20 protein-coding genes are annotated in these 17,881 nt (G+C 69.1%); 10 read left to right on the forward strand and 10 right to left on the reverse strand.

Going from position 1 to position 17,881, the window contains the following annotated elements:
* From JQX13_RS37120 to JQX13_RS37140, 5 genes are read left to right on the forward strand one after another with little or no spacing between them, the layout of a single operon-like run.
* Positions 1–726, forward strand: a complete 726-nt coding sequence (locus tag JQX13_RS37120) for a pyridoxine 5'-phosphate synthase (RefSeq protein WP_203404163.1) — start codon at positions 1–3, stop codon at positions 724–726.
* A 6-nt stretch (positions 727–732) separates the two neighbouring features.
* Positions 733–1,110 (forward strand): holo-ACP synthase, encoded by a 378-nt coding sequence (gene acpS, locus JQX13_RS37125; protein ID WP_203404164.1) that lies wholly within the window; start codon positions 733–735, stop codon positions 1,108–1,110.
* Positions 1,111–1,113: 3 nt separating this feature from the next.
* On the forward strand, positions 1,114–2,646 hold the full coding sequence (locus JQX13_RS37130) for an NAD(P)H-hydrate dehydratase (RefSeq protein WP_203404165.1): 1,533 nt from the start codon (positions 1,114–1,116) through the stop codon (positions 2,644–2,646).
* Complete coding sequence (tsaE, locus tag JQX13_RS37135; RefSeq protein WP_203404166.1) at positions 2,643–3,128, forward strand: tRNA (adenosine(37)-N6)-threonylcarbamoyltransferase complex ATPase subunit type 1 TsaE; 486 nt, start codon at positions 2,643–2,645, stop codon at positions 3,126–3,128. The genes JQX13_RS37130 and tsaE overlap by 4 nt, the downstream gene beginning before the upstream one ends.
* Complete coding sequence (locus JQX13_RS37140; protein WP_239014085.1) at positions 3,107–3,757, forward strand: YigZ family protein; 651 nt, start codon at positions 3,107–3,109, stop codon at positions 3,755–3,757. The genes tsaE and JQX13_RS37140 overlap by 22 nt, the downstream gene beginning before the upstream one ends.
* Positions 3,758–3,763: 6 nt before the next feature.
* On the opposite strand, the gene JQX13_RS37145 is transcribed toward JQX13_RS37140, so the two are convergent.
* The gene (locus JQX13_RS37145) at positions 3,764–4,753 is read right to left on the reverse strand and encodes a zinc-binding alcohol dehydrogenase family protein (RefSeq protein WP_203404167.1); all 990 of its coding nucleotides are present in this window, start codon (positions 4,751–4,753) and stop codon (positions 3,764–3,766) included.
* A gap of 126 nt (positions 4,754–4,879) precedes the next feature.
* On the opposite strand from JQX13_RS37145, the gene JQX13_RS37150 reads away from it, so the two are divergent.
* The 3 genes from JQX13_RS37150 (at position 4,880) to JQX13_RS37160 (ending at position 6,681) form a co-directional block, all read left to right on the forward strand.
* Positions 4,880–5,809: a LysR family transcriptional regulator gene (locus JQX13_RS37150; protein ID WP_203404168.1), complete on the forward strand. Its 930-nt coding sequence runs from the start codon at positions 4,880–4,882 to the stop codon at positions 5,807–5,809.
* 89 nt (positions 5,810–5,898) lie between these two features.
* Positions 5,899–6,333: a hypothetical protein gene (locus JQX13_RS37155; protein WP_203404169.1), complete on the forward strand. Its 435-nt coding sequence runs from the start codon at positions 5,899–5,901 to the stop codon at positions 6,331–6,333.
* A gap of 87 nt (positions 6,334–6,420) precedes the next feature.
* Positions 6,421–6,681, forward strand: coding sequence for a hypothetical protein (locus tag JQX13_RS37160; protein WP_203404170.1), 261 nt, complete (start codon positions 6,421–6,423; stop codon positions 6,679–6,681).
* A gap of 34 nt (positions 6,682–6,715) precedes the next feature.
* Here JQX13_RS37160 and JQX13_RS37165 read toward each other — a convergent pair whose 3' ends face one another.
* From JQX13_RS37165 to JQX13_RS37185, 5 genes are all read right to left on the reverse strand, one after another.
* Positions 6,716–7,558, reverse strand: a complete 843-nt coding sequence (locus tag JQX13_RS37165) for a class II glutamine amidotransferase (RefSeq protein ID WP_203404171.1) — start codon at positions 7,556–7,558, stop codon at positions 6,716–6,718.
* Between the two features lie 70 nt (positions 7,559–7,628).
* A complete protein-coding gene (gene hutI / locus JQX13_RS37170; protein ID WP_203404172.1) occupies positions 7,629–8,894 on the reverse strand; it encodes an imidazolonepropionase in 1,266 nt (421 codons plus the stop codon).
* A gap of 3 nt (positions 8,895–8,897) precedes the next feature.
* A complete protein-coding gene (hutU, locus tag JQX13_RS37175; protein WP_203404173.1) occupies positions 8,898–10,553 on the reverse strand; it encodes a urocanate hydratase in 1,656 nt (551 codons plus the stop codon).
* 102 nt (positions 10,554–10,655) lie between these two features.
* Complete coding sequence (locus tag JQX13_RS37180) at positions 10,656–10,889, reverse strand: hypothetical protein (RefSeq protein WP_203404174.1); 234 nt, start codon at positions 10,887–10,889, stop codon at positions 10,656–10,658.
* Positions 10,890–11,220: 331 nt separating this feature from the next.
* Positions 11,221–11,490 (reverse strand): hypothetical protein, encoded by a 270-nt coding sequence (locus JQX13_RS37185; protein WP_203404175.1) that lies wholly within the window; start codon positions 11,488–11,490, stop codon positions 11,221–11,223.
* A gap of 80 nt (positions 11,491–11,570) precedes the next feature.
* On the opposite strand from JQX13_RS37185, the gene argG reads away from it, so the two are divergent.
* Together argG and JQX13_RS37195 are read left to right on the forward strand one after the other, a co-directional pair.
* The gene (gene argG / locus JQX13_RS37190) at positions 11,571–12,920 is read left to right on the forward strand and encodes an argininosuccinate synthase (RefSeq protein ID WP_203404176.1); all 1,350 of its coding nucleotides are present in this window, start codon (positions 11,571–11,573) and stop codon (positions 12,918–12,920) included.
* Between the two features lie 368 nt (positions 12,921–13,288).
* Positions 13,289–13,600 carry a hypothetical protein gene (locus JQX13_RS37195; RefSeq protein WP_203404177.1) on the forward strand — a complete coding sequence of 104 codons (312 nt, stop codon included), beginning with the start codon at positions 13,289–13,291 and terminating at the stop codon, positions 13,598–13,600.
* 31 nt (positions 13,601–13,631) lie between these two features.
* On the opposite strand, the gene JQX13_RS37200 is transcribed toward JQX13_RS37195, so the two are convergent.
* The 4 genes from JQX13_RS37200 to JQX13_RS37215 form a co-directional block, all read right to left on the reverse strand.
* Positions 13,632–14,756 (reverse strand): hypothetical protein, encoded by a 1,125-nt coding sequence (locus JQX13_RS37200; protein WP_203404178.1) that lies wholly within the window; start codon positions 14,754–14,756, stop codon positions 13,632–13,634.
* 73 nt (positions 14,757–14,829) lie between these two features.
* A complete protein-coding gene (locus JQX13_RS37205) occupies positions 14,830–15,369 on the reverse strand; it encodes a TlpA family protein disulfide reductase (protein WP_203404179.1) in 540 nt (179 codons plus the stop codon).
* Complete coding sequence (locus tag JQX13_RS37210; RefSeq protein ID WP_203404180.1) at positions 15,366–17,390, reverse strand: heme lyase CcmF/NrfE family subunit; 2,025 nt, start codon at positions 17,388–17,390, stop codon at positions 15,366–15,368. Before JQX13_RS37210 ends, JQX13_RS37205 begins: the two co-directional genes overlap by 4 nt.
* Positions 17,387–17,878, reverse strand: coding sequence for a cytochrome c maturation protein CcmE (locus JQX13_RS37215; RefSeq protein ID WP_203404181.1), 492 nt, complete (start codon positions 17,876–17,878; stop codon positions 17,387–17,389). Before JQX13_RS37215 ends, JQX13_RS37210 begins: the two co-directional genes overlap by 4 nt.
* Between the last annotated feature and the right edge of the window lie 3 nt (positions 17,879–17,881).

The raw sequence follows: 17,881 nt of genomic DNA on the forward strand, positions 1-17,881 counted from the left end.
ATGGGACAGCGACTGGGTGTGAATGTGGACCACGTGGCGACGCTGCGTCAGGCGCGGCGCACCACGTATCCGGATCCCGTGACGGCGGCGGCGATCGCCGAGCTGGCCGGTGCCGGGCAGATCACCATCCACCTGCGGGAGGACCGGCGTCACATCCAGGAGCGTGACCTGCGCATCCTGCGGGAGACGGTCCAGACGCTGCTCAACCTGGAGATGGCGGCCACCCAGGAGATGGTGAAGATCGCCTACGAGCACAAGCCGGACGTGGTGACGCTGGTGCCCGAGCGCCGCGAGGAGCTCACCACCGAGGGCGGGCTCGACGTCGCCGGACAGCGCGATCACATCGCGAAGATCATCAAGAACCTCAAGGACGGGGACATCCCCGTGTCGCTGTTCATCGACCCGGACCTGGACCAGGTGCGGGCGTCGCACAAGGTGGACGCGGACCGGATCGAGCTGCACACCGGGCGCTACTGCGAGGCGCGCAACGAGCGCGAGCGGGCGCGGGAGCTGGCTCGCATCGTGGACGCGGCGAAGGCGGCGGCGCGGCTGGGCATGACCGTGGCCGCGGGCCATGGGCTCAACTACGACAACGTGCTGCCCATCGCGCGCATCCAGGAGATCGATGAGCTGAACATCGGTCACTCCATCGTCGCTCGGGCCGTGCTGGTGGGCTTCGAGCGGGCGGTGCGGGAGATGGTCGAGCTGATGCGCAACCCGGGATAGGGCGTCATGGCGATCCTCGGCCTGGGGATGGACATCTGCTCGGTGGCGCGCATCCAGCGCATCCTGGATGGGCCGCGCGCCGAGCGCTTCCTCGCGCGGGTGTACACGGACGCCGAGCGCGCCCTGTGTAGCGCGAGAGCGGACGCGGCCAGTGCCTACGCGGCCCGCTTCGCCGCCAAGGAGGCCCTGGTGAAGGCGCTGGGCGCTCCGCCGGGCCTCACCTGGCAGGACATGGAGGTGGTGCGCGAGGGCGGCCCACCGCGCTTCCGTCTCTCGGGCGTGGCGCTCGCGGAGATGGAGAAGCGGCGCGCGGAGGCCTTCCTCGCGCTCACCCATGACGCGGGGGTCGCCGCCGCGACGGTCGTCCTCCAGGAAAGGAGCTGAGTCATGCGCCGTGTCCTCACCGCCGCCCGGATGCGCGCGGCCGACCAGGCCGCCGAGTCCCGTTTCGGCATGCCGTCCCCGCTGCTGATGGAGAACGCCGGCCGGTATCTGGCGGACGCGGCGCGAGAGTCGAGCGCCCCGGGCGCGCGGTACGTGGTGGTGTGCGGGCCCGGCAACAACGGGGGGGATGGGCTGGTGGCGGCGCGCTTCCTTCATGCCCACGGCCTGCGCGTGACGCTGGTGCTCGTAGGGGACCGGGCGAAGCTGACGCCCGAGTCCAGACGCAACCTGCACGCGCTGTCGCCCCATGGCATCGAGCCCCAGCCGCTCGGCGCGGTAGGGGAGGCGAGGGCCGGCGACGTGGTGGTGGACGCGCTCTTCGGCACGGGGCTCACCCGGGCTCCGGCGGGGGAGTTCGCCGAGGCCATCCAGTACATGCTGCGCTGGCGTGCGGCGGGGGCGAAGGTGGTGGCCGCGGATATCCCCTCGGGGCTGCACACGGACACCGGCGAGCCCTTCGTGCCCTGCGTGGAGGCGGACATCACCGTCACCTTCGGCTTCGTCAAGCAGGGCCAGGTGTTGGAGCCCGGCGCCACCCTGTGCGGCGAATTGCGGTGCGTGGACATCGGCATTCCCCCCGAGGCCGTCGAGCCCCGCGAGGGCGCGGAGGTGTTCCTCGTCGAGGAGTCCGACGCGCGAGGAGCCATCGCTCCGCGCCGCTCGGACACGCACAAGGGCTCCTACGGGCATGTGCTGGTGATAGCCGGAAGCCACGGCAAGTCCGGCGCGGCGGCCATGTCGGCCCTGGGCGCGCTGCGCGGCGGCGCGGGGCTCGTCACCGTGGCCACCCGCTCCGAGGTGGTGGAGTCGGTGCTCGGCCATACGCCCGAGGTGATGGGGTGGCCGCTGGAGAATCGAGGGCCGCTCGGCATGGCGGACCTGGAGCCCCTGCTGGCCGCAGCGGACAAGAAGGACGTGCTCGTCGTGGGCCCGGGCATCCCCCGCGGCGAGGAGACGGTGAAGCTCCTGGGCACGTTGCTCTCGCGCATGGAGGTGCCCGCCGTGCTGGATGCGGACGCGCTCAACGCCGTCGCCACCGATCTCGAGGTGCTCCGCCGGGCGAAGGGACCGCTGGTGCTCACCCCGCACCCGGGCGAGATGTCTCGGCTCACCGGTGTGCCCACCAAGGATCTGCAGAAGGCCCGCGTGGAGGTGGCTCGGGACTTCGCTCGCACGCATGGGGTGACGCTGGTGCTCAAGGGCGCCCGGACGCTCGTGGCGCACCACGATGGCTCCGTCTTCGTCAACCCTACGGGCAACCCGGGCATGGCCACAGGTGGCATGGGCGACGTGCTGAGTGGCCTCCTGGGTGCTCTGCTGGGGCAGGGCCTGAAGCTCCCCGAGGCCGCCTGGACGGCCGTGTACGCGCATGGGCTCTCGGGAGACCTCATGGTGGCCCGTCGCGGCCGGTTGGGGTTGATCGCCACGGATGTGGCCAAGGGGCTGTGCAACGTGTGGACGAGGTGGAACCGATGAGCGCGCCCTCACTGAGCCGTACGGTGCTCTCGGGCTCACCCGAGGAGACGCACCGGTTGGGTGTCCGGCTCGGACAGTTGCTTCAGCCGGGGGACTTCGTGGGATTGGTGGGCGACCTGGGCGCGGGCAAGACGCACCTGGTGCGCGGCGTGGCCGAGGGGGCGGGCGTGTCGCGCTCGGAGGTGGCCAGCCCCACGTTCGCCATCGTCTACCCGTACCGGGGCCGGGTGCCGCTGTACCACGCGGACCTCTACCGGCTGGCCGACTACGACGAGCTGTACGCCACGGGCTTCCTGGATCTGGTGGGCGGGGACGGCGCGGTGCTGGTGGAGTGGCTGGATAGGATTCCGGAGGCCGCGCCCCGCGAGTTCCTGCGCGTCACCCTCCGGGACACGGGCGAGGAGTCCCGCGAGCTGGTGGCCGAGGCCTGGGGCTCGAGGCCCACGCAGTTGCTGGAGGCGTGGCTGCCCTCGGAGCGCTGATGGGCGAGGACAAGCGCTACCTCATTCCCGCGGGCCTCCACCGGGTGGAGCAGGAGATCCAACGCAGCCGCTTCATCACCACGGTCGCCCACACGCCGACGGTGGAGGAGGCGAAGGCCTTCGTCGCCCGGGTCCGCGAGGACTTCCCCGACGCGAACCACAACTGCTGGGCCTACGTGGTGGGGCCGCCCGGCTCGACCAGCACGGTGGGGATGAGTGACGACGGCGAGCCGCATGGGACCGCGGGCCGGCCGATGCTCACGGCGTTGCTCCACGGCGGGGTAGGGGAGGTGGCGGCGGTCGTCACCCGCTACTTCGGTGGCACCTTGCTGGGCAAGGGCGGGCTGGTGCGGGCCTACACCGGCTGCGTCCAGCAGGCACTCGAGAGCCTGCCGACCCGCGAGCGCGTACGGAAGGCGCGCCTCGCCGTCGAGTTGGAGTACGCGAACATCGAGGGCGTGCGCCGGCTGCTCCCCGCCCACGAGGCCCAGGTCCTCTCCGAGGAGTACGCGGTCACCGTGGGCTACCGGCTCGAGCTTCCCGTCTCCCAGGTGGATGCGTTCCGGAAGGCGCTCCTCGACGAGACCAACGGTCAGGTGCTGGTCGAGCTCGAGGAGCAGCCGGACTGAGCTCGCCTACAGGCGGAAGGCGAGCTTGCCCACCATCTTGCCGGAGGAGAGGGTCCGGTGCGCCTCGGCGAGCGCGGCGGGCTCCAGCACGCCCGCGTCCACCGTCAGGGTCGAGGTGAGCACGCCCTCGTCCAACAAGTCGGCCACGCGGTCGAGGATGGCCTGCTGGGAGGCCAGGTCCTTCGTCTTGTACATGGACTTCGAGAACATGAACTCCCACGAGAAGCTCGCCTTCTTGCTGAAGAGCTTCCCCATCGGCAGCGGTTGCTCGGGCTCCACGATGGACACGATGCGCCCGCTCGGCGCGATCAGCTCCGCCATCGTCTCGAAGTGCGCGTCCGTGCCGATGCAGCAGAAGATGGCATCCACGTTCTTCAGGCCGAGCGCCGCGAGCTGCGCGGGCAGGTTCTCGCGGTGGTTCACCACGTGGTCCGCTCCCATCTTCTTCACCCAGTCCCGGGTGGTGTCGCGGGAGGCCGTGCCAATGATGGTCATCCTCGTCAGCCGCTTCGCCATCTGCACGACGAGCGAGCCGACGCCGCCGGCCGCCCCGATGACGAGGAGGGTTCCGCCCTGCTCGACACGGAGCTGCTCGTACAGGCCCTCCCAGGCCGTGAGCGCCGTGAGGGGGATGCTCGCGGCGTGGAGGTGGTCCAGCTTGCGCGGCTTGTGGCCGACGATGCGCTCGTCCACCACGTGCAGCGACGCGTTCGTTCCCTCCCGGGTGATGTCACCGGCGTAGAAGACCTCGTCGCCCTCGCGGAAGCGCTTCACCTCCGAGCCCCGGGCGATGACGACGCCCGAGGCATCCCAGCCGAGAACCTGGCCCGGCCGCTTCGCGCGCACCTTGGTGTCGACCGGGTTGACGGAGACGGCCTTGACCTCGACCAGGAGATCGTACGGGCCGGGCTGGGGAACCTCGCGCTCCACGAGCTCGAACCGGCTCGTATCGCTGGGGCTGACGATGAGGGCTTTCTGGATCTTGGCGGGGGCCATGGTGGCTCTCTCCTCGGAAGAAGGTGGACGGCTCGAGGCCAGCGCCTCGATGACCCGGAACTTGCGTCTTTCCTGGCAGATGAAAAAGGCTTCCCGGGGACGAGCACTCTTGACGGGGATTCACGAATGCTGGAGCACCGCGAGGCCATCACCGGAATGTCCATCCTGGTTACCGTCGTCGACGCCGGCTCGCTCAGCGCCGCCGCGGCGAAGCTGGGCATGACGTCTTCCGCGGTGAGCAAGCAGGTGTCGCGGCTCGAGGCCCGGCTCGGGATACGGCTGCTCCAGCGCACCACGCGCCGCATGCAGCTCACCGAGGCCGGTGCCCGCTACTGTGAGCGGGCCCGCTCCATCCTGGAGTCCATCGAGTCCGTCGAGCGCGAGGCGGAGAGCGTCCAGGACACGCCGCACGGCACGCTGCGCGTCACCGCGCCGACGGTGCTCGGCCAGGTCCAGGTGATGCCGGTGGTGCTCGCCTTCCAGCGCGCGTATCCCACCGTGAAGGTTCACGTCGAGCTCTCGGACCGGAGGAGCGATCTCGTCGAGGAGGGCATCGACGTGGCCATCCGCATGACGTCCCAGCCGCCGCCGGCCTTCGTGGCCCGCAGGCTCGGTGATGATCGGCGCGTGCTCTGCGCCAGCTCCGACTACCTCACCCGGGCAGGTCGCCCGCGTCGGCCCGGCGAGCTCACGAACCATGAATGCATCGTGTTCGTCGCGGGCCAGCCCGTGGAGACGTGGCACCTGCGCGCCTCGGAGGACTCGGAGCACACCACCCCCATTCGCGTCTCGGGCCGGTTGCACGTCAACAACACCCACGCCCTGCGACAGGCCGCGCTCGCCGGCCTCGGGATCGCTGATCTGCCTCGCTACCTCGTCGAGGAGGATCTCGAGGCCGGGCGGCTCGAAGCCGTCCTCGGACGCTTCATCCCGGTGGGTCGCGGGGTGTTCGCCATCTATGCGCCCGCTCCCTACGTGCCGGCCAAGGTGCGCCGCTTCGTCGAGATGCTGGAAAAGACCTTCCGAGGCGGTGTTGCCGGGTGGCGAACATCGTAAGGCCTCCTCTTCCCCCGGGACCGTTCGGAGGAAGGCTCGTCTCCCCACTCGCTGTCCGGGGGAATCCACTCCGGGTCTATCCTGTGCCCATGACCCTCTCCCACGCAGCGAAGTGCTTCCTGCTCGTCCCGCTCGCCAGCGCGATGCTGGTGGGGTGTGGCGCCATCGAGCCACCTCCCCAGGAGTATCCCCACGCCACCGTCACCTTCGACGTGACGGTGCCCTCGGACACCCCGGCCAACGCGATCGTCACCGTGGTGGGCTCGGACCCATCGCTCGGGGGTGATGCGACTCCGGGTTTCCACCTGCGCCGCCAGGGCGAGCACTACATGGGCTCGGTGCGGCTCGCGCTCGAGGCGGACGTCTCGTTCGAGCTCTGGCTGGAGGACTCGTGGTGCCCCGAGCTCTCCGCGGACGGAGCGCAGGCACCGCGTCACTCCTTCCGGGTGGAGGGTGACATGACGGTGCCCGTCACCGTGACCGACTGGGGCGCGCCGAGCCTGGGGCCCCCCAGCAAGGGCTGACGCTGGTCTGGTGATTGCTTGGGGTCTGGCTCATGAACGTGCGCTCCCCGCTGTCCGCTCCGCTGCTCGTGGGTCTGTGCTGACCGGTTGCGTCGAACCATCTTCCCTCGAGGAGCCAACCCCCGCTCCCGTCGTTCCCTCCACCAGGTGCCGCCCCGGTTCGAGATCGGTCAGGACGGCAATATCGAGTTGGAGCCGCTCTTCGTGTCGGCGGAATCAGGCAACTTCCACCCGGCGGCCGGCTCTCCGCTACGCGATGCCGGATGCCTCGATCTCCTCGGGCTCGACCGTGACGGGACGCCCGAGGACATCGGTGCCTACGGTGGTCCGCTGGGCAGCTGGCAGTGAGGGCATGACCCCCACGGCCTCCTCCACCGGGCGCTTAGGGCCGGGTGCACAGGTCCTGCACCTTCCACCGGTGCAGGACGAGGCCGCTGTCCACGCCGACGATGTCCTCCTCGTCGATGACGTGCCAGTGGTCCTCGCCCGACAGCTGCTCGCTGGCGAGCACGAACTGCTCGAGCTGCGTCCCCGGCTTCGGGGGACCCCCGTGCAGACGGTGCGGGCGTTTGCCCGTCTCGGGCGCCGTGTCCGACAGGAAGAGCGTCCGGTTGCGCCGAGTCGCCACCATCACGTCCCCGTTGGTCACGAGGAAGTTCATCGACGAGCGCTCCTGCGGCGCCTGCCCCGGCTCGTCGGTGATGGCCGACACCAGCTCCATCGTCTCCGCCAGCGCGAACGCGACCGTCTCCACGCTTGCTGGCCCCTCGAGCGACTGCCGCTTCTCCAGCCGCGTGAGGAACAGGTAGAAGCAGCGCTCGGAGTCCGTGGCGCCCCGGATGTTCGCCAGCAGCTCCGGGCGGATGAGGGACTCCACCGTGGCACGGTGCCGGGCGAAGTTGCTCACCGTGCCGTTGTGCACGAAGCACCAGCGGCCGTAGTTGAACGGGTGGGCGTTGCGCTTCTCCACCGCGCCCACGGAGGCCAGGCGCAGGTGCGCCACCACCGTGCGGGAGGACACACGGCTGCTCACCCGCTCGAAGTCGGGATCGCAGTACGCGGGTCCGAGCCCATGGGCGACGAGCGGTTGCTCGGCCTCATACGAGGCGATACCCCAACCATCCTTGTGCTCCCTCGACTGCTGGAGAAGCGAGTTCTTCTCCGTCACGAGGGACGGGTGGACCGCAGCGGGAACAGAGGAACGAAAGCCGAAGAGACGGCACATGGTCTTCTTGTTTGATGATAACGACCGGCCCAGACGGGAAGTTCCGTCACGTCCCTCTGTCCACCTGAAGTCATGAACAGAGGGCCCGCTCGTTTTCTACCACCACATGGCCGTCTTTAATGACAATCCGTGCGTGATTGATTCCCAGGTGATAGGGAAGATGGCGATAGTTTGAACACGAAAAAACGACAATGTTTGCCGGATCTCCCACCGTAATCCGGCCGTATGTGTTCAAACCAAGCGCGAGCGCGGCCCCTCGGGTCGCGGCCCAGTAGGCTTCCGCGGCCGTCAGCCCGTTCTCCAGGCAGGCGAGCCCCAGGGTGAGCGGCAGGTTCTCGCTCATGGCGGAGCCCGGGTTGAGGTTGGTGCCGAGCGCCACGTTGACGCCGGCGTCGCGCAGCTTGCGCCCGGGGGCGTAGGGCCGCACGCGCAGGAAGAGGGTGGAGGTAGGGACGAGTACGGCGGTGACGCCCGCGTCCGCCAGGGCGCGGATGCCCGCGTCGCTCACGTGCTCCAGGTGGTCCGCGGTGCTGGCTCCCAGCTCGGCCGCCAGTTCGGCGCCTCCCGAGGAGGTGAGCTGGTCCACGTGCAGCCGCGGCTTGAGCCCCAGCTTCGTGGCGGCCCCGAGGATCCGGCGCGCCTCCGCGTGGCTGAAGGCGCTCTCCTCGACGAAGATGTCGCAGAAGCGCGCCAGCCCCTGCTCGGCCACCGCGGGGATGATCTCCTTGATGCAGAGATCCATGTAGGCCTCGCGCCACTCGCGGTACTCCTCGGGCACCGCGTGCGCGCACATGAGCGTGGGCACCAACTCCAGGGGCTGGAGCGTGGAGAGCCGCTGCACCACCCGGAGCATCTTCAGCTCGTCCTGGAGCGACAGGCCGTAGCCGCTCTTCACCTCGGCGGTGGTGATGCCGTACTCCAGCATCAGCTGCAGCCGGGGCAGGGCGAGCCGGATGAGATCCTCCTCGCTGGCGAAGCGGGTGGCGCGCACGGTGTTGGCGATGCCGCCCCCGGCCTGGGCGATCTGCAGGTAGGTGGCACCCTGGCAGCGCAGGTCGAACTCGGCCGCGCGCTCACCCGCGAAGACGGCGTGGGTGTGCGGATCCACGAAGCCGGGGCCCACGAACTGCCCGTGGGCGTCCACCACCCGGGTGGAGGGGCCCACCGCGCCCTTGGGCAGGCTGCCCTCGGAGCCCACGTACCAGACCTTCCCCCGGCGCACGCCCACGCAGGCGTTGGGACGCGGGGTGAGGGCCTGCTCGGCGGGCTCCTGGTGGGAGCCCTCCACGGTGAGCACCTCGGACGTGTTGCGGATCAACAGCTCCAGGGTTTCCATTCGTCACTCGGTGATGCCGGGGATGCGCACGCCGCGGGTCCGGGCGACCTCGACGGCCTCGGGGTAACCAGCGTCGGCATGGCGCAGCACGCCCATGCCAGGGTCCGAGGTGAGCACGCGCTCGATGCGGCGCGCGGCCTCGGGGGTGCCGTCGGCGACGATGACCTGGCCGGAGTGCAGCGAGTAGCCCATGCCCACGCCGCCGCCATGGTGGAAGGACACCCAGGACGCGCCGTTCACCGCGTTGACGAGCGCGTTGAGGATGGGCCAGTCGGCCACCGCGTCCGTGCCATCGCGCATGGACTCCGTCTCGCGGTTGGGCGAGGCCACCGAGCCGCAGTCCAGGTGATCACGCCCGATGACGATGGGGGCCTTCACCTCGCCCTTGCGCACCATCTCGTTGAAGCGCAGGCCCGCCTTGGCGCGCTCTCCGTAGCCCAGCCAGCAGATGCGCGCGGGCAGACCCTGGAAGGCCACGCGCTCTCGCGCCATCTTGAGCCACCGGCGCAGCGACTCCTTCTGGGGGAAGAGCTCCAGCACGGCCTCGTCCGTGCGGCGGATGTCCTCGGGGTCTCCGGAGAGGGCCACCCAGCGGAAGGGCCCGAGTCCCTCGCAGAACATGGGCCGGATGTAGGCCGGGACGAATCCGGGGAAGTCGAAGGCGTTCTCCAGCCCGGCGAGCTGCGCCTGGGCGCGGATGTTGTTGCCGTAGTCGAAGACGTGGCTGCCGGCGCGCGCGAAGTCCAGCATCGCCTCCACCTGCATGGCCATCGACTTCTGGGCCTTCTCGATGTAGCCCTTCGGGTCGCGCTGGCGCAGCTCGGCCGCCGCCTCGAGCGACAGATCCGCGGGGATGTATCCGTTGAGCGGATCATGCGCGCTCGTCTGGTCGGTGACCAGGTCCGGCTTGAGGCCCCGGCGGTACAGCTCGCGGAACACCTGGGCGGCGTTGCCGATGATGCCGATGGAGCGGCCCACGCGCTTCTGCTGGGCCTCCTTGGCCAGGGAGATGGCCTCGTCGATATCCTTCGCGACGACATCCAGGTAGCGCGTCTCCACGCGGCGCTGGGCGCGGTGCGGGTCGATCTCCACGCCGAGGAAGACTGCGTTGTTCATGGTGGCGGCCAGGGGCTGGGCGCCGCCCATGCCGCCGAGGCCACCGGAGAGGACGAGCCGGCCGGACAGGTCATCCGAGCCGAAGTGGACGCGGCCGGCCTGGGCGAAGGTCTCGTAGGTGCCCTGGAGGATGCCCTGGGTGCCGATGTAGATCCACGAGCCGGCCGTCATCTGGCCGTACATCATCAGGCCCTTCTTCTCGAGCTCGAAGAAGTGGTCCCAGTTGGCCCAGCGGCCCACGAGGTTGGAGTTGGCGATGAGAACGCGAGGGGCGTCCGGGTGGGTGCGGAGGATGCCCACGGGCTTGCCTGACTGGACCAGGAGCGTCTCCTCGTCGGTGAGGCGGCGCAGGCTGTCGACGATGCGATCGAACGACGGCCAGTCGCGGGCGGCCTTGCCGATGCCGCCGTAGACGACGAGATCCTCGGGGCGCTCGGCCACGTCCGGATCCAGGTTGTTCATCAACATCCGGAGGGCGGCTTCCTGGACCCAGCCCTTACAGGACAGGGCGGTTCCGCGGGGGGCACGAATGGTACGGGACATGTGTCTCCTCGGAGATTTCGCCGTGCGGAGACTAGCCGAAGTAGGCGGTGGATGTGCGCCCGAGTTGTGGGGTTCCCACTACAGGGGGCGGAATGTCCGCCATCAGCGGGAGTGGCTGGCGAGCGGGTTCCGCGGACATCTGAATTGGGTGTTGGATGCCCACCCAATGGTGAATGTGACGAGCGATTCGACAGTGTCGAATCCAGTGACGGACCACAGCCCTTGCTTCTCGAGGATACGCTTCCGTGCGTAGAGCAGTGCGTCCATGAGCCCGACCCTTCGTCCACGCCATTCTTCGGGGATTGGCTCTACCTTGGCGATCTTCTTCTCACTCATGGCGCTTGTACCACCTCATAAACCACTCGGCTCGGAGACGCCGTGCTCAGTCGAGCCATGTCCTCGGAATGGGGTAGGCCGGCCAGCCCCGTGTAGGCGTCGATGACCTTGTCCTAAGTTTGATGGCCAGATGTTCTCCCGTCGTCGAGACCTGGTGGCGCCTGACCAGGACCCCTCCAGAGAACTCATCGAAACTCAGGAGCCGCACACTGCCTCGGACGCTGAAGCGCAAGAACTCCGGGTGTTGACCGAGTTGGGTCAATCCCTCGTGAATGGTCTTCGCGACCTTCTCGCACTCGTCTGCCTTCCGGTTGGCGACAGCGAAGGCGTTCTAGAACGCCACCAGCCAGCCCGGTACCCGGCCGATGTCCTTGAGCAGGAGGTACTGATCGACAACGCAGTTGAGATCTCCCATGAGGATGCAGGCCTTGAGCCGTGCCCGGATCGACTCGTCTCCAGGCAGGGGAGCCGTGTTGAGTACGAGAGATGGCAGGGGTGCCATCGTCTCTGGAGATGACGCCAGGCCCGATAGAGGCAACAGGCAGAGGAGGATGAGCAGGGTGGTGGAGATGCCGCCTCTGGCGGATTCCGGGGCTCTCATGGGGCGTTCCAGCGTAGCTCACACTCCCTGCACGAGACGCGGGACGTCCGGGCGGTTTCCGTGCTAGCACGCACCGCGCCATGAGCCGCATCTACCGTTCGCTTCCCCCCGCTGGTACCCGTATCGGTCTCGCCTTCTCGGGTGGTCTCGACACCCGCGCCGCCGTCGCCTGGATGTCGCGCAAGGGTCTCGAGGTGTACGCCTACACCGCCGACCTCGCCCAGCCCGACGAGAAGAACCCCGCTGACATTCCCCCCGTGGCCATGCAGCACGGCGCGAAGCAGGCCCGGCTCGTGGACTGCCGAGAGGCCATGGTTCGCGAGGGCCTCGTCGCCATCCAGTGCGGCGCCTTCCACCTGTCCGTGGGTGGCAAGAAGTACTTCAACACCACGCCGCTCGGCCGCGCCGTCACCACCACCGCCATCGTCCGCGCCATGCGCGAGGACGACGTGCACGTCTTCGGCGACGGCAGCACCCACAAGGGCAACGACATCCAGCGCTTCTACCGCTACGGCATCCTCGTCGACCCGGAGCTGCGCATCTACAAGCCCTGGTTGGATCAGGAGTTCGTCAACGCCTTCGGTGGCCGCAAGGAGATGAGCGAGTACCTGATCTCCATCGGCCTGTCCTACAAGATGGGCACCGAGAAGGCCTACTCCACCGACGCCAACGTGCTCGGCGCCACGCACGAGGCCAAGGACCTCGAGCACCTGGACAAGGGCATGAACATCGTGGAGCCCATCATGGGCGTGGCCCACTGGCGCCCCGAGGTGGACATCCGCCCCGAGCGCGTCACCGTGGAGTTCGCCCAGGGCCTGCCCGTCTCCATCAACGGCAAGCGCTTCCCGTCCATCTTCGAGCTCTTCCTGGAGTGCAACCGCATCGGCGGGCGGCATGGCCTGGGCATGAGCGATCAGCTCGAGAACCGCGTCATCGACGCCAAGAGCCGCGGCATCTACGAGGCCCCCGGCATGGCGCTGCTGCACATCGTCTACGAGCGCCTGCTGTCGGCCATCCACAACGAGTCCACCACGGACCTCTACTTCACCCTGGGCCGCCGCCTCGGCCGCTTCCTCTATGAGGGCAAGTGGTTCGACCCCGAGGCCCTCATGCTCAAGGACTCGCTCACCCGGTGGGTGGCTCCCAGCATCACCGGCAGCGTCACCCTGGAGCTGCGCCGCGGCGACGACTACACCCTGCTCGACACCCAGGCCGAGCACATGGCCTACGATCCGAGCAAGCTCTCCATGGAGAAGGTCGCCAGCGCCTTCACCCCGGAGGACCGCATCGGTGCCCTGGAGATGCAGAACCTCTCCGTGGGCGACAACCGCGGCCTGCTGCTGCACCACCTCTCCAGCATCCGCCGCCTCGCGGGCGGCACCACCGGCACCGGCATCTCGCAGTTGCTGGGTGACGGCGAGGAGGAGTGAGCGCCCTGGCGCCATGCCACCCATGTTCGGGGCATGGCGCCTTCCGTCACGGTCGAGCCTCTTCCGCTCGACCGGACGCGCGAGCTGCTGGCCCGGTACGACACCCGGTCACGCGAGTCGTTCCGGAGCGGAGAGGGGCTACTTCGCCAGTTCGACCTTCTCCAGGTACTCGGGGATGTAGGCAGGCCAGCCGCGCGCCTCGACCCGTCCCTCGTAGGTGCTCTCCATCACGAGCATGGTGGCCGAGCGGATCGTCTGCGGAACCCCAGCTGCTTCCCTGAGACGGCGAGCCCTTCTATCCTTCCACCTCGGGAGACACGTGAGCGCCTGGCTTCACGCGAACCGTTTCAGCGGAGGAGATGCGAGCCATGAATCGAGTGAGGAATTCGTCGTGGTGGGGTGCGGTGCTGGTCGGTGGGTTGCTGCTGGCGCTGCCCGCGGCGGCGCAGGGGAAGGGCAAGGCGAAGAAGGAGAACGAACCGGAGATGTGCAGGGCCGCGTGTTCGCAGAAGGCCAACTCGGCGGTGGCGTCCTGCGCCCTGGCCTGCCCGAAGCCGGATGAGAGCAATGGAGAGGCCGCCGCCAAGTGCATGGCCCGCTGCGGGGACAAGTTCCGTGCCGCCACCGAGTCCTGCGACAAGACCTGCCCGGCCATCAAGAAGCCGGAGCAGCTCCACTAGGTGCGCGCATCGGAGGCGTGGGTCCTCGCGCTCACGCCTCTCGCGAGAATGCCCGGTACACCGAGGCGAAGCCCACCGCGGCCAGGCCCGCCAGGAAGAGCAGGGGGCCCGCGAGCAGCCCTCCGTGCACGAGCATCCAGATGAGGCCGAGCACCACCACCCCGATGGGTGAGAAGCGCAGCCAATCCGGCCTCGGCACCTCCGGGCGCAGCGCCATCACGCCCAGCACCGCGAGGAGCATCAGCTCCACCGACACGGCGAATGGCTGGTCCCAGCCCTTGTCGTAGGACTCCTCGAGCAGGTTGTAGAGGACGTCGTCGGCCGGGCGGGGCGCGTCCACCACGCGCAGCTCCGGCGGCGCCTGGGGCACCGGACCCGGGCCGTGCGTCGAGGTTCGCGCGGGGACCCACGTGAGGAACAGCGCCGCCAGGCACAGCGCCGTACCTCCGAGCGCCACCGGGGCCACCCCCCGAAGCAGTTGGCGCGGCTCGAAGAGGCGGCTCCACCCGGTCCCTCCCACGTACTCCTTGCGGTACTGGTCGAAGCCGAGCAGCCCCGCGCCTCCCAGCCACAGCAGGGGCGTGAGGCCGATGCCGAGCATCCGGATCGCCAGCGCCGCCGTCACCACCACGAACACCGCCGGCACCACCGGGCGCAGCAGGCTGTCGGGCACCCAATCCACCAGCGGGTGCTTCTCTCCGGCCCCGCGCAGCTCGCGCGCCGTCACCAGCCACCCGCCCACGAATACCACCAGGGACCAGAAGGGCCCCACTCCCGCGAAGAAGGGCAGGATGGAGAGCACCAGCGCCACCGCGAGCAGCCCCACGCCCAGCACGCTCGGCGAGTGTCCCGGGACGTGCGCCAGCCACACCGGTCCGTCGTACGGCGGCTTCGGGGGCAGGCCCGGATCCGTGCGCTCGTCCTCCTCCTCCGCGCGTGCCGGGCGCGGGCGGGGCGGCGTGTCCTCGGCCTCGCTTCGGGCGGAGGCGGCGGGCACCGCCGTGGTGCTCCGCGTCCTCCCCGATGTCTGGATGGCGGTGCGTGTACCCGTCCGGCGGATGGTGCCGGGTGGGGGCGTGGGCATCTTCGCCCCACAGTTCTCGCAGTAGCGCAGGGTCTCGTCCCTGGCGCCCTCTCCGCACTCCTTGCACCGCATGGGCTACGGCCTCCGGCACCCGGGCCCTCGGGCCCTGGGCTCTTGCCTCTCGGAGTCTACTGGAGTTTCGAGGCTACTGCTTCGCCGTGGGGGCGCTCGTGGACAGCTCCTTGAGCCAGTTCGCCAGCGACTCCGGATCGATCGGCCCCACGTGCTTGCCCCGGATGATGCCCTGCGCGTCGATGAAGTACGTCTCCGGCACGCCGGCCACGCCGTAGTCCACCGCCACCTGCGAGTTGGGATCCACCAGCTGGGGGAAGCTCGCGCCCATCTGCGACAGGAACCGCCGCGCGTTGTCCTCGGTGTCCTCGAAGACCATGCCCAGGAACTGGGCCTGGCCGCCGAACTCCCGCGCGCCCCACTCGAGTACCGGGTGCTCCATCTTGCAGGGCCCGCACCAGGACGCCCAGAAGTTGATGACCACGGGCCGGCCCTTGAGCTCGTCCAGGCTCACCCGCATCCCGCTGTTCAGCGCCCGCAGCGTGAAGGGCGATGCCGGCTGGCCCTTGAGCATGAAGGGCACCTCGCGCGGGTTGCTGCCGAAGCCCTTGTAGAGCACCGCCAGCAGGCCCAGGCACACGACGACGAAGCTGAGCGTGACGCGCCATTTCATGCCGCACCCCGATTCATCTCACCACCCGCCTCGGGCGGAGCACCCGCCGCCGGCGTCTCGGCCTGCGCCACCGCGCGCGCCTTCCGCGACGGCCACAGCGCGATCAGCGTCCCCAGCACCAGCACGGGGATGCTCCACCAGATCCACCCCACCAGCGGGAAGATCCACGCGTTGAAGCTCGCCGTGCCCCGCTCCTCGGAGAAGGCCATCAGCGACAGGTAGAGGTCTTCCTTCACCGTCTCGCGCACCGCCGGCGTGCCCACCGGATCCGTCATGCGCTCGTAGTAGTTCATCCGGGGTGCCATCTCGCTGACGCTGCCGTCCGGCGCCGTCACCTGCACCCGCGTGGCCATGTAGGTGCGGTGCGGCTCCTGGCCGCTGGTGAGCCCCAGGTACTTCACCTGGTAGTCGCCCACCTTGAGCGTCTCGCCCTGGCGCACCGTGCCCGAGGTGTGCGTCACGTACGCGGACGAGCCCGCCACGGCCACGAAGATGATGACGATGCCCAGGTGCACGATGTAGCCGCCGAAGCGCCGCCGCGCCTTGGTGGCGCTGCCCACGAGCGCCGTGACGAAGCCCTCCTTGCGCTCGCTCATCCGCACCTTCACCGGCAGCGCCAGCTCGCGCAGGGTGATGACGGTGACGAAGCCCGCCAGTCCGAAGGTGAGCAGCGGGTAGAAGCCCCTCAGCCCGCCCGCCAGGCACGCGCCCACCACCGCCAGGCCCACCGCCGCCGGCACCCAGAAGCGCTCGCGCACCATCTTCGGATCCGAGCTGCCCCACGGCAGCATCGGGCCCACGCCCATCAGGAACAGCACCATCACACCGCCGGGCACCGCCATCTTGTTGAAGTACGGCTCGCCCACGCTCACCCGGATGCCGCGCACGGCCTCGGAGATGAGCGGGTAGAGCGTCCCCAGCAGCACCGTGAAGGTGATGGCCACGAACACCAGGTTGTTCACCAGCACGGTGGCCTCGCGCGACAGCATCGACTTGAGGCTGCTCTCGGCCACCAGCAGGTGCCCGCGCGTGGCCAGCAGCGCGATGGACACGAACAGCAGCACGGCGATGAACACCAGGAACGTGGGGCCGATGTCCGACTGCGTGAAGCTGTGCACCGAGTTGAAGATGCCGCTTCGTGTCATGAACGTGCCCAGGATGGTGAGCACGAAGCTGGAGAGCACCAGGCTCAGCGTCCACAGCTTCAGCATCTTCTTGCGCTCGTGCACCAGTGTGGAGTGCATGAACGCGGTGGACGTCAGCCACGGAAGGAAGGACGCGTTCTCCACCGGATCCCACGCCCAGTAGCCGCCCCAGCCGAGCACCGCGTACGCCCACCACGAGCCGAGGATGATGCCCACGGACAGGAACAGCCACGCCACCAGCGTCCAGCGGCGCAGGGGCGCCATCCACGCGTCGCCCATCTCCCCGCGCAGCAGCGCGGCCACGCCGATGCCGAAGGGCACCGTCATGCCCACGTAGCCCAGGTACAGCATGGGCGGGTGGATGATCATCAGCCAGTGGTTCTGCAGCAGCGCGTTGGGGCCCGGCCCGTCCATGGGCACCGGTGACACCGTGTGGAACGGGTTGGCCGGCCCGGCGATCAGGAAGGTGAAGAAGACGCCCACCGCCAGCATGGTGCCCAGCGCCAGGGACATGTAGCGCGCGTGCTCGCGGCGGTGCACCACCGCGAAGGCCAGCACGTACGTGCCCATGATGAGGCCCCAGAAGAGGATGGAGCCCTCGAGCGCGCTCCACAGCGAGACGATCTTGAAGACCGTCGGCGTGGCGCGGCTGCCCACCTGCGCCACGTACTGGACGCTGAAGTCGTTGGTGAGGAGCGCCCACTCCATCACCACGTTGGCGCTGAGCATGCAGGCGAAGAAGCCCCACACGCAGCGCATCACCCACGGGAAGGCCGCGTCGTCGCGGCGCATCCCACCCACCAGGCCCACCAGCGCTCCGAAGCTCGCGAACGCGAGCCCCCCGAGCACCAGCCCGTATCCGAGCGTGCTGTTCACTGAGTCCTCGCCGCCGCCGCCGTGGTGGCTTCCTGCTTCTGCATCTCCTCGAACATCTTCTTCACGTCGTCATCCGTCTTGGGCGCCCGGTACTCGTTGGAGTGGTTCACCATGAGCCGGCTGCCCTGGAAGACCTGGGACTTGTCGAAGGTGCCCTCCACCACCACGCCGATGCGCTCGCGGAACATCTGCGGAGGCACCTCGGTGGTACGCACCAGCACGTGCGCCGCGCCGGGCTCCTCGCTGTCCATCACGCGGAAGTGCAGGGTGGTGTGCTGCTCGTTCCACTGGATGCTGCCCGGCTGCACCTGGCCACCCAGGCGGATGGTGGGGCCATAGGCCTTCTCGCCCTGGGCCATCATCTCCGAGGGCCTCCAGTAATAGACGAGGTTCTCACCGATGTTGCCGAAGGCCACCAGCGCCAGGCCGGCTCCGGCCACCAGCAGGGCCACCACGGCGATGAGACGGTTGCGCGTCTGCTGCGTCATGGC

Origin of the sequence: Archangium violaceum, from assembly GCF_016859125.1 — a bacterium.
GTDB classification, from domain to species: domain Bacteria; phylum Myxococcota; class Myxococcia; order Myxococcales; family Myxococcaceae; genus Archangium; species Archangium violaceum_A.

What these genes read in the sequence shown, in the direction of transcription:
- JQX13_RS37120 (WP_203404163.1), top strand. Translation starts at nt 1, where the DNA reads ATGGGACAGCGACTGGGTGTGAATGTGGACCACGTGGCGACGCTGCGT.
- acpS (WP_203404164.1), top strand. Translation starts at nt 733, where the DNA reads ATGGCGATCCTCGGCCTGGGGATGGACATCTGCTCGGTGGCGCGCATC.
- JQX13_RS37130 (WP_203404165.1), top strand. Translation starts at nt 1,114, where the DNA reads ATGCGCCGTGTCCTCACCGCCGCCCGGATGCGCGCGGCCGACCAGGCC.
- tsaE (WP_203404166.1), top strand. Translation starts at nt 2,643, where the DNA reads ATGAGCGCGCCCTCACTGAGCCGTACGGTGCTCTCGGGCTCACCCGAG.
- JQX13_RS37145 (WP_203404167.1), bottom strand. Translation starts at nt 4,753, where the DNA reads ATGGCCCCCGCCAAGATCCAGAAAGCCCTCATCGTCAGCCCCAGCGAT.
- JQX13_RS37150 (WP_203404168.1), top strand. Translation starts at nt 4,880, where the DNA reads ATGCTGGAGCACCGCGAGGCCATCACCGGAATGTCCATCCTGGTTACC.
- JQX13_RS37155 (WP_203404169.1), top strand. Translation starts at nt 5,899, where the DNA reads ATGACCCTCTCCCACGCAGCGAAGTGCTTCCTGCTCGTCCCGCTCGCC.
- JQX13_RS37165 (WP_203404171.1), bottom strand. Translation starts at nt 7,558, where the DNA reads ATGTGCCGTCTCTTCGGCTTTCGTTCCTCTGTTCCCGCTGCGGTCCAC.
- hutI (WP_203404172.1), bottom strand. Translation starts at nt 8,894, where the DNA reads ATGGAAACCCTGGAGCTGTTGATCCGCAACACGTCCGAGGTGCTCACC.
- hutU (WP_203404173.1), bottom strand. Translation starts at nt 10,553, where the DNA reads ATGTCCCGTACCATTCGTGCCCCCCGCGGAACCGCCCTGTCCTGTAAG.
- JQX13_RS37180 (WP_203404174.1), bottom strand. Translation starts at nt 10,889, where the DNA reads ATGAGTGAGAAGAAGATCGCCAAGGTAGAGCCAATCCCCGAAGAATGG.
- JQX13_RS37185 (WP_203404175.1), bottom strand. Translation starts at nt 11,490, where the DNA reads ATGAGAGCCCCGGAATCCGCCAGAGGCGGCATCTCCACCACCCTGCTC.
- argG (WP_203404176.1), top strand. Translation starts at nt 11,571, where the DNA reads ATGAGCCGCATCTACCGTTCGCTTCCCCCCGCTGGTACCCGTATCGGT.
- JQX13_RS37195 (WP_203404177.1), top strand. Translation starts at nt 13,289, where the DNA reads ATGAATCGAGTGAGGAATTCGTCGTGGTGGGGTGCGGTGCTGGTCGGT.
- JQX13_RS37200 (WP_203404178.1), bottom strand. Translation starts at nt 14,756, where the DNA reads ATGCGGTGCAAGGAGTGCGGAGAGGGCGCCAGGGACGAGACCCTGCGC.
- JQX13_RS37205 (WP_203404179.1), bottom strand. Translation starts at nt 15,369, where the DNA reads ATGAAATGGCGCGTCACGCTCAGCTTCGTCGTCGTGTGCCTGGGCCTG.
- JQX13_RS37215 (WP_203404181.1), bottom strand. Translation starts at nt 17,878, where the DNA reads ATGACGCAGCAGACGCGCAACCGTCTCATCGCCGTGGTGGCCCTGCTG.